Origin of the sequence: Nocardioides lijunqiniae (assembly GCF_015024225.1) — a bacterium.
GTDB lineage: Bacteria > Actinomycetota > Actinomycetes > Propionibacteriales > Nocardioidaceae > Nocardioides > Nocardioides lijunqiniae.
In genome coordinates, this window is record NZ_JACJGM010000010.1 from 1 (window position 1) to 15,851 (window position 15,851).

A 15,851-nucleotide genomic window follows, 5' to 3' on the forward strand; every position below is an offset into this window, starting at 1 on the left:
GACCCGCCGCGTCCGGTGCGCCGCGCGGCCGAGACGGCGCGCAACCGCGCGCTCGGCCGCGACGCCGCACCCGACCCGGTGGTCGAGACGGCGGCGCGCGGGCGCGGCGAGCCCAGCCGGCTGCCGTACTCCTGGGACGCCGACTACCCCGCGCGGATCGGCCTGCTGCCGCGCGAGGGCACGAGTGCGGACGTGCGGTGGTTCGAGATCGACCCCTGCTACGTCTTCCACACGCTCAACGCCTACGAGGACGGCGACCTCGTGGTGATCGACGCGGTGCGCCACGAGCGGATGTTCGCCACCGACTTCACCGGACCCCACGAGGGGCTGTCCTCGCTCGTGCGCTTCACCGTCGACACGGTCGCGGGCACGGTGCGCGAGCACCGCTACGACGAGCACAGCCAGGAGTTCCCGCGCCACGACGAGCGCCTGACCGGCGCCTGCCACCGCTACGGCTGGTCGGTCGGCTTCGACGGCGTCGCCTCCGGGGACGTGGTCCTCAAGCACGACGTCCACGCCGGCTCGACCATGGCGCGCCGCCTCGGCGCGGGCAAGGAGGTCGGCGAGTTCTGCTTCGTGCCCCACGCGCACGACGCGGCCGAGGGGGCCGGCGTGATCATGGGCTACGTCCACGACCGCCCCACCGGTCTCAGCGACCTGGTCCTCCTCGACGCGCAGACCCTCGAAGACGTCGCCGCCGTCCACCTCCCCGGACGCGTGCCGGCGGGGTTCCACGGCAGCTGGGCGCCGGCCGCGGGCAGCTAGCCGGTCAGGTGGCCGGTCAGTCGAGCGGCGGCAGCACGACCTCGCCCCGGGGCAGGACCGGGAGGTCGCGGCCGAGGGTGATGTCGACGGGGTTGGTGAGGCAGCGGATCGAGCCGCCGCCGAGGTGGAACTCCGACACGTCGACGATGACCACGTCGAAGCCCCACGCCTCCAGCTGCGCACGGACGCGGTCGGGGCAGGCCGGCATGACGACGGTGCGGCCGACGACGACGGAGTTGGCGGCGAACGTCGTCAGCGCCTCCTCCTCGGTGAGCACCAGCGCCTCGGGCACCAGCTCCATCAGTGCGCGGGCCGACGGTGCGTCGAGCGCGGCCGGGCAGACCATCGCGCGGCGCTCGTCGAGCGGGCAGAAGGCGAGGTCGAGGTGGTACATCCCGGGGTGGGTGATCCGCAGCCCGCGCACCCGCACGCCGAGCTCCAGCGCGAGGTGCTTGAGCGCGAGCTCCTCGGTGCGGGGGCCGTAGCCGACCACGAGCGCGTCGCCGAACGCGAACGCGTCGCCGGCCTCGAGGTGGGCGCCGACGCCGTCGCGACCGACGTACGACGTGGTGGCGCCGCTGCCGGCGAACCACTCCTGCGCGGAGCCGGTCTCCATGCGGCGCTGGGGGTAGCGCATGTGCGACATCACGACGTGGCGCTCGCCGCCGGGGCGGACCAGGCCGAGGCCGAGGTTCATCGCGTAGACCATGTCGGGGGCGTCGGCGCGCTGCGGCAGGACGTCGACGGTGGCGCCCAGCCCGCGCAGGGTGGCGACCATCGTCTGCCACTGCTCCATGGCGAGGGCCGGGTCGGGCTGGACCTCGGGGTCCATGAACGGGTTGATCGCGTAGTCGATGCGGAAGTGCGACGGCTCGACGGCGACGTAGTGGCGGCCCCATGCCAGCTCGGTGGCCGGACCCCCGGCCAGGACGGTCGGGCCGGTGTCGGCGCCCGTCTCGGGAACCGTGCCCAGGTGCGTGTCCTGCTCTCGTACCAGCTCAGCGGACTCGGTCAACGCCGTCACCCCATCTCGCTCGAAGGATTGTCAGACAATCTGACATTCCCAGTGTAGGGCAACCACCGGCCGCGCGCACCACCATCGGCGCGGTGTGATGCCGCACAATGACTGGCATGCCCGAGCCGTTCTCGACCCTGCACCTGGAGCACGCCTCCACGGTCGACCGGGCGGCCGACGAGCTGCGGCGCGCGATCTTCGACGGCGAGCTGGAGTCCGGCACCAACCTGCGCGAGGTGGCGCTCGCCGCGTCGCTCGGCGTCTCGCGGCCCACGGTCCGCGAGGCACTCACGATCCTGGTGGCCGAGGGCATCGCCACCCGCGAGCCGCACCGCGGCGTGAGCGTGTCCACGCCGCAGGCCGACTCGGTGCGCGACGTCTGCGCCGCGCGGTGGGTCCTCGAGGGCGCCGGCGTACGACGCTGGGCCGAGGCCACCGTCGGCCAGCGGGCCCACGTGCACCGCAGCCTGGCCGACTACATCGCGGCGGTCCGCGAGGGCGCGTCGTACCAGCAGCTCAACGAGCGCCACCTCGCCTTCCACGTCTCCCTGGTCGGGCTCACGGGCAGCGAGCGACTGGTCCAGATGGCCGACAACCTCGTCGTCGAGCTGAAGCTGGCGCTCGCCCAGGTCGACCGGATCCGCCGCAACGCCCACGACCAGGCCGACTCCCACGCCGCCCTGGTCCAGCTCCTCGACGACGGCGACGTCGACGGCGCCGAGGAGTTCCTGCGGCGCCACCTCGAGGACGCCGAGGTCGCGATCATCGAGGCGCTCGGACTCGGCTGACCTGTCAGACTGGCCTCCGTGCGCTTCCTGACCTGGCTCCTGACGACCGCGATCGCCCTCGCCACCGCCGCGTGGCTGATCGACGGCATCCGCTTCACCGGACCCGACTCGGGCACCGAGGAGATCCAGGACAAGCTGCTGCCGCTGCTGCTGGTGGCGCTGATCCTGGGCGTCATCTCGTCGTTCGTGAAGCCGGTGCTCACCGTGCTCTCGATCCCGTTCATCATCGTCACGCTGGGCCTGTTCCTGCTGGTGATCAACGCCGTGATGCTGATGCTCACCGGCTGGCTGGCCGACGGGCTCGGCATCGGCTTCGAGGTCACCGGCTTCTGGCCGGCCGTCGGCGGCGCGATCGTGATCACGCTGGTCACCTGGATCGTCGACGGCGTCATCGGCCGCCCCGACGAGAAGCGGTGAGCGCCCCGGTCCCGCCGGCCCGCGCGCCCGGCTCGTACGCCGTCGCGCTGGTCTGCCTGGGCAACATCTGCCGCTCGCCGATGGCCGACGTCGTGCTGCAGGAGCGGTTGGCCCGCGCCGGTCTGGAGGACCGGGTCTCGGTGGCCAGCTGCGGCACCGGCGACTGGCACGTCGGCCACCCGATGGACCCGCGCGCCGCGGCGACGCTGCAGGCGGCGGGCTACGACCCGACGCGACACCGCGCGCAGACGCTGGACGCCACGTGGTTCGAGCGCTTCGACCTGCTGCTGGCCATGGACTCCGCCAACCTCGCCGACGTCCGCGAGCTGCGCGGGTCGACCCCGGAGCCCGAGCGCGCCATGCTGTTCCGCAGCCTCGACCCGGTCGATCCCGGCGGCGAGGTGCCCGACCCGTACTACGGTGGGGACGCCGGCTTCGAGGAGGTGCTCGCGATGGTGGAGCGCACCACCGACGCGCTCGTGCGCGCCCTCACCGACGAGCTCGACCGGCAGTGACCCGCCAGCCGCTGGTCGCCCGCCGCGCCGAGGAGCTGCTCGGCTCCTCCGTCGTCGCCACCGCCCCGGTCGCGGGCGGCGACATCTCGACGGCCACCAAGCTGCGGCTCTCCGACGGCACCACCGCCCTGATGAAGACCCTCTCGAACGCCCCGGAGCGGTTCTTCGTGACCGAGGCGGCCGGCCTGCGTTGGCTGGCCGAGTCCGGCGGGGTCCACGTGCCCGAGGTGCTCGCCGTCGACGCGGACTGCCTGGTCCTGCGCTGGGTCGAGTCCGGCCGCAACGGCGTCGAGTCCGCCGCGGCGTTCGGTCGCGCGCTCGCCGCGACGCACGCCGCCGGCGCCCCGCGATTCGGCGCCGAGGCCGACGGCTTCATCGGCCGGCTGCCCCTGCCCAACCGGACCGCCCCGACGTGGGCGGAGTTCTACGCCGTGCGCCGGGTGCTGCCCTACCTCAAGCTCGCGCGCGACCGCGGCGCCGTCACCGACACCGAGGCCGCGACCGTCGAGTCGCTCGTGGGCCGGCTCACCGACCTGCTCCCCGACGAGCCCCCCGCCCGCGTGCACGGCGACCTGTGGAACGGCAACGTCCTGTGGGGCCAGGACGGCCAGGTGTGGGTGATCGACCCGGCGGCGTACGGCGGTCACCGCGAGGTCGACCTGGGGATGCTGGCGATGTTCGGCCTGCCCCACCTGCCGCGGGTGCTGGATGCCTACGACGAGGCCGCCCCGCTCGCCGACGGCTGGGAGGACCGGCTCGGGCTGCACCAGGTCTTCCCGCTGCTCGTGCACGCCTGCCTCTTCGGCGGCGGCTACGGCGCCCGCGCCGCGGAGACCGCGGCCCGCTACGTCTGAGCGGCGACCGCGCGCAGAGCGCGTCCGAGGCGGCCCGGGCGCGACCGGGTCGAGGCCGGGCCGAGGTCGAGGTCGAGGTCGAGGTCGAGATCGGTCGGCCGGAGGTTCTGGGCGTTTCCCTGCGCTTCTGGGCCGTTGTTTCGCCCCAGAACGTCAGGTTTTTCAGCATCTGCTGAAAAACCTGCCCGAGCTCAGCCGCGGTGGAGCGCGTCGTTGCGCTGGTGCAGCTCGCGCAGGCTCGCCTCGACGGCGGCCAGGAAGTCGTCGACCTCGCCGATGTCGTAGCCCTCGCGCCAGCGCACCTGCTCGAAGCGGGCCTCGCGCACGGCCTCGGGCCGCATGACGCGCATGGTCGCCGGCCCACCGGGCACCTCGCGCGGGTCGACCAGGCGCGCCTCCAGGTCGTCGTTCTCCTGGATGAGCGCCGTGTGCGCGACGCAGGCCTCGTCGAGGAGCTCGTCCACCGCGCTCATCTCGTAGCCGTGGCGCAGCCGCACGGGGGTGAACCGCTGGCTCTCGATGTCGTGGGGGCTCAGTGCCATGGCCCCAGCCTGTCACCCGGCGCCGCCCGGGCGGAGGTTCTGGGCATTTCCCCTCGCTTCCGGGCCGTTGTTCTGGCCCAGAGGCGAGGGGTTTTCAGCATCTGCTGATATCCCTGCCACCGCCCGGACCGACGCAGGGCGGAGGTCAGCAGTCGGGGGCGTCGCCGCGGGCGGCGGGGGGCATCACGGTCTCGGCGCAGCGCTCGCCCAGCACCGCGCGGGCCACCGACGCGCCGACGTCGCGCAGGGCGGCGAGCTCGGCCTCGCTGCGGCCGTCGATCAGCAGCCGGCGCACCTCGGCCGCGTGGCCCGGCGCGGACGCCACCACCTTGTCGTAGCCGGCGTCGGTGAGGGTCGCGACGGTGCTACGCCGGTCCTGCTCGTGGGGATGGCGGGTGAGCCAGCCCTGCGCCTCGAGCCGGCCGACGGCGTTGGACAGCCGTGACGGGCTGGCGTTGGACTGGGCGGCGAGGTCGCTCATCCGCCGCTGCCGGCCCTCGGCCTGCGAGAGCGAGCTGAGCACGAAGTAGTCGAAGAGGTTGAGCCCGCTGTCGCGGTGGAGCTGGGCGTCGAGCGACCCGGGGAGCAGCCACATCATCGCGGTCACCCCCACCCAGGCCAGCTGCTCCTCCTCGGAGAGCCAGCGCGGCTGCGCGTCGTCGTCCATGTCACCTCCCGCTCCGTCGCCGTGATCGTACCGCCCGATTCGTTTCAACCTTGAAGTTTTCATGCTACCGTTATTTCAAGCTTGAATCATTTACCGAGGAGACTCCCATGACCCTGTTCCGTCTCGACGCCAGCATCCGAGTAGAGGGCTCGCACAGCCGCGCCCTCGGCGACCTGGTCGAGCACGAGTGGACCCAGGCGCACCCGGGCGACGAGGTCGTCCGCCGCCACCTGGGCACCGACCCGCTGCCCGCCACCGCCTGGGCCGACGCCGTGTCCGGCGCCTACGTCGCCCCCGAGGAGCGCACGCCCGCCCAGGCCGACGCCGCGACGATCGCCGCCGGCCTGGTCGACGAGCTGGTGGCCGCGGACGCGCTGCTGTTCGCCGTACCGCTCTACAACTTCGGCGTCTCCCAGCACTTCAAGTCCTACGTCGACCTGGTCATCACCGACCCGCGCATGGCCGCGGGCGCCGAGTCGGCCATCGCCGGCAAGCCCGCCGTGCTCGCGACCGTGCGCGGCGGCGCCTACGGCGCGGGCACGCCGCGCGAGGGCTGGGACCACGCCACCGGCTGGATGCGCCGGATCCTCGAGGACGTCTGGGGCCTGGAGCTGCACGCCGTCGAGGAGGAGTTCTCCCTGGTGGGCGTGAACCCGGCGCTCGACCAGTTCGCCGACCTCGCCGAGAAGATCCGCTCCGACGCGGCCAGCCTGGCCTCCGAGCACGGCCGGTCCCTGGCCGGCTCGCTGCGCCGCAGCGCCTGACGGGTCGCCTGACGGGTCGCCTGAGGGGTCACCTGAGGGGGCGGGCGGGGGAGTACGAGCGAAGCGAGTACTCCCAATGGAGCGACGAAGTCGGTCCACTCTCAGTCGCGGCTCAGGCACTCCTGGCACAGTAAGGGCGTGCCTCCCGTCCCCAAGCCGCGCGTCCTCGTCGTCGAGGACGACCGCGCCGTGCGCGAGTCGCTGCGGCGCTCGCTGGAGTTCAACGGCTACGACGTGCACCTCGCCGCCGACGGCGCCGAGGCGCTGGCCGGCATCGCGGGCGTGCACCCCGACGTCGTGGTGATGGACGTGATGATGCCGCGCCTCGACGGCCTCGAGACGACGCGCGCGCTGCGCACCGCGGGCAACTCCGTGCCGATCCTGGTCCTGACCGCCCGCGACGCCGTGGGCGACCGGGTCGAGGGCCTCGACGCCGGCGCCGACGACTACCTCACCAAGCCGTTCGCCCTCCAGGAGCTCCTCGCCCGCCTGCGCGCGCTGCTGCGCCGCGTCGTCCAGGACGAGGACGCCCCCGACGAGACCCTTTCCTTCGCCGACCTCACCATGAACGTCGCCACCCGCGAGGTCCTGCGCGGCACGCGCGCGATGGAGCTCACCCGCACCGAGTTCACGCTGCTCGAGATGTTCCTGCGGCGCCCGCGCCGGGTGCTGGAGCGCTCGTTCATCCTGGAGGAGGTCTGGGGCTACGACTTCCCGACGACCGCCAACTCGCTGGAGGTCTACGTCGGCTACCTGCGCCGCAAGACCGAGGCCGAGGGCGAGCCGCGGCTGATCCACACCGTGCGCGGCGTGGGCTACGTGCTGAAGGAGTCATGACGACCGGCAGTCCCCCTCCCCGCGACGTCGCGGCCTCCGGGCCCGAGCCGAAGCAGGAGAGCAAGCAGTCACCCGACGAGGGGTGGTTCCACTACCGCCGCTCGCTGGCGAGCCGGGTGACGCTGCTGACGACGATGGCGGTCGGCCTCACCGTCGCGTTCCTCGCCGCCGGCGCCTACGTCACCGTGCGCATGCAGCTGCAGTCGACCCTGGACGACACGCTCAAGGAGCGCGCCTACCAGACCACGAAGGCCCCCACCCTGATCGACCGGCGCACGGGCGACGAGCTGCCGGCCTGGGCGGTGCTGGCCACCGACCTGCGGATCGCGGTCGTCTTCGCCGACGGCAGCGCGCCGTACCGTCCCGAGCAGCTCGACGACGCGCCCCGCCTCGGCGGCCCCGAGCTGGCGGTGGCGCGCGGAGACGCGAAGTCCAGCGTGCGCACCGTGATCGGCGGCGACAGCGAGTACCGCGCGGTGACGGTGCCGTACGGCGACGGGCAGGCGCTGGTGATCGCCCAGTCGCTCGAGGGCCAGCAGCGGGTGCTGACCAAGCTGGGCGTCGTGATGGCGACGTTCGGCCTGCTGGGGGTGCTGGCGGCGGGCATGGCCGGCTGGGGCGTGGCCCGCAACGGGCTGCGCCCGGTGCGGCGACTGACCCGCTCGGTCGAGCACATCGCCCGCACCGAGGACCTCACCCCGCTGCCGGTCGAGGGCGACGACGAGATCGCCCGGCTGGCGTCGGCGTTCAACCAGATGCTGCTCGCGCTCGGCGCCTCCCGCGACCGCCAGCGCCAGCTCGTGGCGGATGCCGGGCACGAGCTGCGGACGCCGCTGACGTCGCTGCGCACCAACGTCGACCTGCTCACCCAGGCCTCCTCCCCCGACGGACCGGACCTGCCGGCGCAGGCGCGCGAGGAGCTGCTCGAGGACATCCGTGCCCAGATCGAGGAGCTCACGACGCTGATCGGCGACCTGGTCGAGCTGGCCCGCGACGAGCCGCTGGCGCTGGTCGTCGAGCCGGTCGACCTCACCGGCATCGTCGACCACGCGGTAAGCCGCGTGCGGCTGCGAGCGCCGTCGCTGGCCTTCGACGTCGACGCCGCGCCGTGGTGGGTGGTCGGCGAGGCCGGCGGCCTGGAGCGCGCGGTGACCAACCTGCTCGACAACGCCGCCAAGTGGAGCCCGCCCGAGGGCCGGGTGCGGGTGCGACTCGCCCACGGGGTGCTGACCGTCGACGACGAGGGCCCGGGCATCGAGGAGGCCGACCGGCCGCACGTGTTCGACCGGTTCTGGCGCGCCGAGGAGTCGCGCGGGCTCCCGGGCTCCGGCCTGGGCCTGTCCATCGTCCGGCAGGTGGCCGAGCGCCACTCCGGCTCGGTCGAGGCGACCGTCTCGCCCTCCGGTGGGGCGCGGCTGATCCTGCGGCTGCCGGGCTCCGACGTCCCCGCGCCGCCGGCGCCTCCCGCACCGAGGGTCGACGTCCATGCCTGACCGCCGAAGCGCCGCGGCGGTCGCGCTGCTGCTCTGCGCCGCGCTCACCGCCTGCTCGGGCGACGACCCGCCCCCCAAGCCGCACGGCGACCCCGCCCCCGTCTGGAACCCCTGCGACGGCATCACCCCCGCGCAGGCGCAGCAGGCGTTCGGCACGACGTTCACGATCGACGACGGCGAGGAGGGCGACCTGCGCTGCGTGCTCACGCCCGCCGAGGAGGGCGGGCCGGCGCTCGAGGCCAACTACCAGGTCTTCCCCTCCGGGCTCGACGCCGTGTTCTCCGGCATGGGTCCCCTGGCCGGCGAGACGCTCGTCGTGGATGTCGCCGGCGCCGACGACGCGCGGCTGGTGGTCAACGCGGAGACGAAGTCGCTGCTCATCAGCGGCTTCGTGCAGAACGGCGACCTGATCCAGACCGTCAACCTCGTCGACCCGGCGCCGTTCGACCGCGCCGCGGGCGTGCGCGGCATCCGCCGGGTGCTGGCCGCCTTCTCCGCGCATGCGGTCGCGGAGCAGGTGGAGTGACGCTGCGCGGCGCGGGGGGTTGGGCGGGGGGCCGGCGCAACAACCGCGTGGGGGGGGGGACAGAAGCCCCGGGGCGGGGGGCGGGGGGGGGGGGGCGGCCGGGGGCGGGGGGGGTGGGGCCCCCGGGCCCCCCCCCAAACCCCCCGCTTCTGGGGTGGAACTTCAGCCCGGAGGCTCCAGTTTCGCCGGTCAGCCGGTGAATCTTGGGGCGCGTGGGACCTGACGCCCCCCGCTGCCGCGCGTCAGTCGGCGAGGGCGGCGAGGAGGCGCTCGGCCTTGAGGGTGGCCTCGGCGTGCTCGGAGGCGACGTCGGACTGGACGGTGATGCCGCCGCCGGTGCCGAGCAGGTAGCGGCCGTCGCCGGTCGTGGTGAGGGAGCGGATCACCACGCCGAGGTCGGCGCGGCCGTCGGCGGCGACCCAGCCGAACGCTCCGGCGTAGGCGCCGCGCGGGGAGGACTCGACCGCCTCGATGATCTGCATGGTGCGGAGCTTGGGCGCCCCGGTCATGGAGCCGGCGGGGAAGAGCGCGCGCAGCGCCGCGACCGTGGAGACGCCGTCGGACAGGTGACCGCGCACCGTCGAGACGAGCTGGTGGACGGTGGCGTAGGACTCCACCTCCATCAGGGCGGGCACCTGCACGGTGCCCGGGTCGCAGACCATCGCCAGGTCGTTGCGCAGCAGGTCGACGATCATCAGGTTCTCGGCGCGGAACCGCGCGTCGCTCACCAGCGCGTGCCGGTGTCGCTCGTCCTGCTCGGGGGTGTCGCCGCGGGGCGTGGTGCCCTTGATCGGCTTGGTCTCCAGGGTGCGGTCGGAGGTGACCAGCGCGTAGCGCTCCGGCGAGGAGCTCAGCAGCCACCCGCGCGCGCCGTCGACGTCGTGCTGGAGGAACCCGGCGTACGGCGCTGGGTTGAGCTCGCGCAGCCTGAGGTAGGCGGCGACGGGGTCGAGGGCGCTGGTGGTCTCGCGGCGGTAGGTGAGGTTGACCTCGTAGGAGTTGCCGGCGTGCAGCTCCTCCTGGACCCGGTCGAACGCCGCGGCGTAGTCGGGGGTCGGCGGGTGGGTCGTCTGCCGGGCACCGCGCCCGGGCGCTGCCTGCGGCACACGACCCGCCGACCCGTCCCCACCCACTGCCGCCACCGGATGCTCGAACAGGCGCACCTGCCGCGGCCGCATCCAGACGGCGTCGGGCATCGCGCCGGCCGACGGCAGCGCGGCGGGGAGGTCGGGGCGGCTCGCGTAGCCGAGGTAGCCGAACCACTGGTCGGTCGGCGCGCCGGACGCGAGCTCGGCCTCGAGCACCGCGAAGACGTCGTCGCCCACGACCTCCGCGCGGCCGCCGGCGTGCCGGGTGACCTCGCGGCGGGCCGCGGAGTAGGACAGCGAGACGTCGTCGGCGTCGAGCCAGCCGATGAGCGAGCGCCGGCCCGACCACTCGCGCGCGCCGCCGCCGTCGAGCCAGAAGCAGCGCGGGTGGCTCGCGGCGACCTCGCGGAAGTACGCGACCGGGTCCTGCCCCGCTGTGCTCACGACGGGCTCACGCCGGGCTCACGACGGGCTCACCACGGGCCGAGGAAGTTTGCGACCAGCGCGGCGCCGTGCTGGGAGAGCACCGACTCGGGGTGGAACTGCACGCCCACCAGCGGCAGGTCGTGGTGGGCGACGGCCATCGTGACGCCGCTGACCTCGTCGACGGCCGTGCGCCGCAGGCAGTCGGGCAGCTCGAGCGCGGCCAGCGAGTGGTAGCGGACCGCCTGGAACCCGTCGGGCACCCCGGCGAAGAGACCGTCGCCGTCGTGGCGCACGACCGCGGTCACGCCGTGACCCGGCGGCACCCGGTCGACCCGACCGCCGTACGTCGTGACGAGGCCCTGCATGCCCAGGCAGACGCCGAGCACCGGACGGGTCGCGGCCAGCAGCACCTCGCGCCCGACGGCGAAGTCGGTCGCGGCGTCGGGGCGACCGGGGCCGGGCGAGAGCACGACGTGGGAGTGGGCGAGGACGTCCTCCACCGCGACCTCGTCGTGCTGGACCACCCGCGGCAGCACGCCGGTCACCTCGGCGACGAGGTGGACGAGGTTGAACGTGTAGGAGTCGTGGTGGTCGACCACGACGACGTCCGGGGTGGCCACCCGGCCAACCTAGTCCGCGGCGGGGCGCGGGCCGTCGAGCAGCAGGCCCGCCACGAGCTCGTGCAGCAGGTCGTAGCCGCGCTCGGTGAGGATCGACTCCGCGTGGAACTGGATGCCCCGGTAGTGCGGACCGGTCAGCACGTTGACGTCGCCGGTGTCCGGGTCGGCGTCGACCGACACCCCGTCGGGCAGCGGCCGGTCGCCCGGGCGGCCGACGAAGGTGTTGTAGAAGCCGACCCGCTCGGTGCGGCCGTTGACGACGACCGGCGACTGGGTGCCCTGGAAGACGATGTCCTTGTAGGCGAGCGGGATCCCGAGCTCGTGGCACAGCGCCTGGTGACCCAGGCACACCGCCAGGAACGGTCGCTGGTCGGCCAGCAGCGCGGCCACGGCCTCGCGCAGCCGCAGCATCTTGGGGTCGTCGTCGTCGCGCGGGTCGCCGGGACCGGGCCCGACGATCACCAGGTCGAAGCCGTCCAGGCAGCCGGCGACGTAGTCCTCGTGCCGGACGACGGTGCTCGTCAGCCCCAGCACGCCGAGCACGTGACGCAGCATGTTCACGAAGTCGTCCTCGCCGTCGAGGATCACGACGCTCCGGCCGGCAAGCCGGGGGTCCGGCGGCGCGCCCGCCTGGTCGGTCAGCCAGAAGCGGCTCAGCCGGCGGTTGCGCGCGTTGAGCGTCAGCAGCACGTCCTCGTCGTTGACGAGCTCGGCGAGGTTGACGTCGGGCACCGGCGCGGCCGGCACCAGCCCGAAGGCCCGCAGGATGCCGGCGGCCTTGGCGTGCGTCTCGGCCACCTCGTACGCCGGGTCCGAGTCACGCACGAGCGTCGCGCCGGCGGTCACCTTGAGGCTGCCGTCGAGGCCGACGTCGGCGGAGCGGATGACGATCGGGCTGTCGACGACCGGGCCGCCCGTGGCGTCGCGGCCGAGGATCGCCAGCGCGGCGCCGTAGTAGCCGCGGCCCTCGGTCTCGTACTGCTTGATCAGGCGGCAGGCGTTCTCCACCGGGCTGCCGGTGACCGTGGCGGCGTACATGGTGTCGCGCAGGACCTCGCGCACGTCACGGTCGGTGCGTCCGGCCAGGAGGTACTCGGTGTGGATCAGGTGCGTCATCGGCTTGAGGAACGGGCCGAGCACCTGGCCACCCTCGTGGCAGATGTCGCACATCATCTTGAGCTCCTCGTCGACGACCATGAAGAGCTCGTAGATCTCCTTCTCGTCGTGGAGGAAGTCGAGGAGCTGCTCGCGGATCGGCGCGACCCCCTCGCCGGAGCGGGGGATGCGGAAGGTGCCGCTGATGGGGTTCATCCGGACGTCGCCGCCGTGGATCGTCACGTGCCGCTCGGGGCTGGCGCCGATGAGGTAGCGGTCGCCGGTGAAGAACAGGTAGGTCCAGTAGGCGCCGCGCTCGCGCTCGAGGAGGTTCTTCAGGACCGTGAGCGCGACCTCGGGCCCCCAGTCGGCGACCTGCGCGCGGTAGTGGCGCCCGATGACCAGGTTGGCGCCCTCGCCCTGGCCGATCTCGTCGTCGATGATCGCCGAGACCAGCTCGCCGTACTCCTCGTCGCCGGTCTCGAAGCCCCCGCGGTCGGTGAACTCCACGGGCACCTCGTCGATCGCCGCGACCACCTCGGCGACGGAGAACTCCAGCTCGGTGTCGACGTCGACCACCACCAGCGGCGTGCCGTCGTCGTGGGCCTCGAAGCCGCGCTCGGCCACCTGCCGGAACGGCACCGCCAGCAGCCGGTCGGCGATGTGGCCGTCGGCGGGGACGCCCTCGGCGAGGGGTACGTCGAGCAGCGACTCGACCACGCTCCGCCGGCCGCCCACCAGGCCGACCGTGTCGCGGTCGCCCGCCCGCGTGGAGCGGCGGATGATCGCCCACGCCTCGTGCCCCTGGAGCGCGGCGATGGCGTCCCGGGCGGCGGAGGTCTCAGGCATGCCCGAAGCCTAGTTGTCGCGTGCTCCACGGCCTGCGCCGTCCCGTCCGGTGGTTGAGGAAGGCGCCTTGGCGCTCGACCGCCGGGGTCGCGTCAGCTGATGGTGGTGAGGAGCTGGGTGGCGCGGGTGAGGACGACGTAGAGGGTGGCACGACCGGTGGCGGACTCGTCCTCGATCTCCTGCGGGCGCACGACCACGATCCCGTCGAACTCCAGACCCTTGGTGTCCAGTCCGGTGAGGACCACGACCCGGTCGGTGCCCGAGGGGGCGACCGAGGAGTCGACGGCCGCGCGGGCGCCGGGGGCGTCCTCGGCGAGCTCGGGCCAGCCGGCCAGCCAGGCGTTGACCTCGGAGCGGCGGGCGGCGGGGACGACGATGCCGACGGTGCCGCCGACCTGGCCGGCCACCTCGACCACGGCGGCGCGGGTCGCGGCCTCGAGGTCGGTGACGCCGGTGACCTCGACCGGCTCGACGCCCGTCGAGCGCACGGCGGTCGGCAGGTCGGCGTCGAGCCCGACGCGCTCGGCGTAGGCGGCGGCGTACTCGTAGATCTCGGAGGAGTTGCGGTAGTTGGTCGAGAGGTGGAACTCGTGCAGCGCCTTGCCCTGGAGGGCCTCGGCCCGCGCCGCGGCGGACTCCTCCGGCACCGGCCACGAGGACTGCGCCGGGTCGCCGACGATCGTCCACGACGCGGCGCGACCGCGCCGGCCGACCATGCGCCACGCCATCGGCGTGAGGTCCTGGGCCTCGTCGACGAGCACGTGGGCGAACCCGTCGTCCTCGATGCGGTGGGTCGGGGGGGTCCAGGCGCGACCGGTCGGCGCGTACTCGCGGTCGGACGCGGTGGTCAGCTCCTGCATGTCGACGCCGCCCTCGACCAGCGCCAGCGGGTCGTCGCGCTCGTCGTCGGCCTTCGCGGGGACGTCGCCCAGCGCGTAGCGCAGCTCGTCGAGCAGCGGCACGTCCTCGACGGACAGCGAGCCGTCGCCGCTCCACGACTTGGTGAGCAGCCGCTGCTCCTCCGAGGACAGCACGCCCTCGCTCACCCGGGCCAGCAGCTCGGGGTCGCGCAGCCAGGTCAGCACGTGCGGCGCGTCCAGCGGCGGCCACCAGCTCACCGCGAAGTCGACGAACCGGGAGTCCGAGAGCATCTCCTCGTCGAACGCCTCGCGGCCGCGGTCGCGACCGCGCTCGCCGCGCACCTGGCGCCACATGGCGTCCAGCAGGGTCGGCGCGACACGGGTGACCTGCTTGTTGCGGCGGCCCTGGCTCATCAGCTGGCGACGGACCCGCCCGAGCACGCCGCGGTCCAGGACGATGGTGTCGTCGCGCCAGAAGATCCGCAGGTCCGTGGGGCTGCCGGGCGCTTGCTGGCGGGCGGTGCGGCGCAGCACCTCGGCCATCCGTGCGGAGCCCTTGACGTCGGCGACCGCCGGCTCGTCGTGGCGGGTGGCGCGCACGCCGTCCACGACCTCGCCCAGCGAGCGCAGCGCGACGGCGGTCTCGCCGAGGCTCGGCAGCACGCGGCCGATGTAGCGCATGAAGACGCCGCTGGGGCCGACGATGAGCACGCCGCCGGACTCGTAGCGGCGACGGTCGTTGTAGAGCAGGAACGCCGCGCGGTGCAGCGCGACGACGGTCTTGCCGGTGCCCGGCCCGCCGGAGATGGAGACCACGCCCTTGCCCGGGGCGCGGATGGCCTTGTCCTGCTCGGCCTGGATGGTGGCGACGATCGAGTGCATCGACCGGTCGCGGGCCCGCGAGAGCTGGGCCATGAGCGCGCCCTCGCCGACGATGGGCAGCTCGACGCCTTCGGCCTCGAGGTCGGCGTGGGCCTCGGAGTCGAGCAGCTCGTCCTCGACCCCGACGACGCGCGGACCGGTGCAGCGCAGCACCCGGCGGCGTACGACCTGGTGCGGCTCGGCGGCCGTGGCCTGGTAGAACACCGCCGCGGCCGGCGCTCGCCAGTCGATCAGCAGCGAGTCGCGGTCGGCGTCGCGCAGGCCGATGCGGCCGATGTAGCGGGGTTGGGTGTCGAGCTCGTGGCGCAGGTCGAGGCGGCCGAAGACCAGTCCCTCGTGGGCGGCGTCGAGCTGGGCGATCCTCTTGGCCGCCTGGAAGACCATCGCGTCGCGCTCGACGAGACCGCCCTCGTGGCCCAGCCGGCCACGGTCGTGGCCCTCGCGCGCCAGGGCGCGCGCCGCCGTGGCGGAGTCCTGCAGCTGCACGTAGACGCGGTCCACGAAGTCCTGCTCGCGAGCGATCTCGCGCTCGGCCAGCTCCTCAGTCAACGAACGTGTCCCCTCAGCACCCGACGGCCCGGACCCACCGGGGTGCCGGCGGGCAAGTTCTCAAGCCTATACGCCGCCCGGCGGTCGCAGCAGGGGGTTCGGGAGAGACAGCGGAGGCCCCGCTCGCGGCGCGTCCCAGGTGCGCCTCGAGCGGGGCCTCCGCCGTTCGTCGGGACCGGTCTCCGTGATCCCCCCAGACCCTCGGCTCCGTGTCCCGTCGCCAGAGGCTCCCTCACCTCCGACCCGACTCACGCTACGCAGGAACACCCCACGGCCGGGTCACGGCGCATCCACGGTTC

Annotated in this window: 16 protein-coding genes; 9 read left to right on the forward strand and 7 right to left on the reverse strand. The window is 73.8% G+C overall.

Annotated elements, in window-relative coordinates; all coding sequences use genetic code 11:
• Nucleotides 1-765, forward strand: a 765-nt coding sequence (locus IRQ30_RS08445; RefSeq protein WP_193612496.1) for a carotenoid oxygenase family protein, incomplete at its 5' end; no start/stop codon positions are given.
• 16 nt (nucleotides 766-781) lie between these two features.
• Here the strand turns inward: IRQ30_RS08445 and IRQ30_RS08450 are convergent.
• Entirely contained in the window at nucleotides 782-1,780 is a 999-nt protein-coding gene (locus IRQ30_RS08450) for a dimethylarginine dimethylaminohydrolase family protein (RefSeq protein ID WP_227467254.1), read from the reverse strand.
• Nucleotides 1,781-1,896: 116 nt separating this feature from the next.
• On the opposite strand from IRQ30_RS08450, the gene IRQ30_RS08455 reads away from it, so the two are divergent.
• From IRQ30_RS08455 to IRQ30_RS08470, 4 genes are read left to right on the forward strand one after another with little or no spacing between them, the layout of a single operon-like run.
• Complete coding sequence (locus IRQ30_RS08455) at nucleotides 1,897-2,568, forward strand: GntR family transcriptional regulator (RefSeq protein WP_193612497.1); 672 nt, start codon at nucleotides 1,897-1,899, stop codon at nucleotides 2,566-2,568.
• Between the two features lie 18 nt (nucleotides 2,569-2,586).
• Nucleotides 2,587-2,985, forward strand: a complete 399-nt coding sequence (locus tag IRQ30_RS08460; protein ID WP_193612498.1) for a phage holin family protein — start codon at nucleotides 2,587-2,589, stop codon at nucleotides 2,983-2,985.
• Nucleotides 2,982-3,500 (forward strand): low molecular weight protein-tyrosine-phosphatase, encoded by a 519-nt coding sequence (locus tag IRQ30_RS08465; RefSeq protein ID WP_338089624.1) that lies wholly within the window; start codon nucleotides 2,982-2,984, stop codon nucleotides 3,498-3,500. Before IRQ30_RS08460 ends, IRQ30_RS08465 begins: the two co-directional genes overlap by 4 nt.
• Entirely contained in the window at nucleotides 3,497-4,354 is an 858-nt protein-coding gene (locus IRQ30_RS08470) for a fructosamine kinase family protein (RefSeq protein WP_193612499.1), read from the forward strand. Before IRQ30_RS08465 ends, IRQ30_RS08470 begins: the two co-directional genes overlap by 4 nt.
• A 191-nt stretch (nucleotides 4,355-4,545) precedes the next feature.
• Here IRQ30_RS08470 and IRQ30_RS23315 read toward each other — a convergent pair whose 3' ends face one another.
• Both IRQ30_RS23315 and IRQ30_RS08485 read right to left on the reverse strand, forming a co-directional pair.
• Nucleotides 4,546-4,896, reverse strand: a complete 351-nt coding sequence (locus IRQ30_RS23315) for a DivIVA domain-containing protein (RefSeq protein ID WP_227467256.1) — start codon at nucleotides 4,894-4,896, stop codon at nucleotides 4,546-4,548.
• Nucleotides 4,897-5,041: 145 nt separating this feature from the next.
• Nucleotides 5,042-5,563, reverse strand: a complete 522-nt coding sequence (locus IRQ30_RS08485; RefSeq protein ID WP_193612500.1) for a MarR family winged helix-turn-helix transcriptional regulator — start codon at nucleotides 5,561-5,563, stop codon at nucleotides 5,042-5,044.
• Nucleotides 5,564-5,670: 107 nt separating this feature from the next.
• Between IRQ30_RS08485 and IRQ30_RS08490 the strand changes: the two genes are divergently transcribed.
• The 4 genes from IRQ30_RS08490 (at nucleotide 5,671) to IRQ30_RS08505 (ending at nucleotide 9,183) form a co-directional block, all read left to right on the forward strand.
• Entirely contained in the window at nucleotides 5,671-6,327 is a 657-nt protein-coding gene (locus IRQ30_RS08490) for an FMN-dependent NADH-azoreductase (RefSeq protein WP_193612501.1), read from the forward strand.
• A gap of 138 nt (nucleotides 6,328-6,465) precedes the next feature.
• Nucleotides 6,466-7,164 (forward strand): response regulator, encoded by a 699-nt coding sequence (locus IRQ30_RS08495; protein ID WP_193612502.1) that lies wholly within the window; start codon nucleotides 6,466-6,468, stop codon nucleotides 7,162-7,164.
• Entirely contained in the window at nucleotides 7,161-8,657 is a 1,497-nt protein-coding gene (locus IRQ30_RS08500; protein WP_193607563.1) for a HAMP domain-containing sensor histidine kinase, read from the forward strand. Before IRQ30_RS08495 ends, IRQ30_RS08500 begins: the two co-directional genes overlap by 4 nt.
• A complete protein-coding gene (locus tag IRQ30_RS08505; protein WP_193612503.1) occupies nucleotides 8,650-9,183 on the forward strand; it encodes a hypothetical protein in 534 nt (177 codons plus the stop codon). Before IRQ30_RS08500 ends, IRQ30_RS08505 begins: the two co-directional genes overlap by 8 nt.
• A gap of 242 nt (nucleotides 9,184-9,425) precedes the next feature.
• Here the strand turns inward: IRQ30_RS08505 and IRQ30_RS08510 are convergent, their stop codons facing one another.
• The 4 genes from IRQ30_RS08510 to IRQ30_RS08525 form a co-directional block, all read right to left on the reverse strand.
• Nucleotides 9,426-10,715, reverse strand: a complete 1,290-nt coding sequence (locus IRQ30_RS08510) for a chorismate-binding protein (protein ID WP_193612504.1) — start codon at nucleotides 10,713-10,715, stop codon at nucleotides 9,426-9,428.
• Between the two features lie 29 nt (nucleotides 10,716-10,744).
• Nucleotides 10,745-11,317 carry a glutamine amidotransferase-related protein gene (locus tag IRQ30_RS08515; protein ID WP_193612505.1) on the reverse strand — a complete coding sequence of 191 codons (573 nt, stop codon included), beginning with the start codon at nucleotides 11,315-11,317 and terminating at the stop codon, nucleotides 10,745-10,747.
• Nucleotides 11,318-11,326: 9 nt separating this feature from the next.
• The gene (locus IRQ30_RS08520) at nucleotides 11,327-13,261 is read right to left on the reverse strand and encodes an anthranilate synthase family protein (protein ID WP_193612506.1); all 1,935 of its coding nucleotides are present in this window, start codon (nucleotides 13,259-13,261) and stop codon (nucleotides 11,327-11,329) included.
• 92 nt (nucleotides 13,262-13,353) lie between these two features.
• Entirely contained in the window at nucleotides 13,354-15,552 is a 2,199-nt protein-coding gene (locus IRQ30_RS08525) for a HelD family protein (protein WP_193607568.1), read from the reverse strand.
• Nucleotides 15,553-15,851 lie beyond the last annotated feature (299 nt).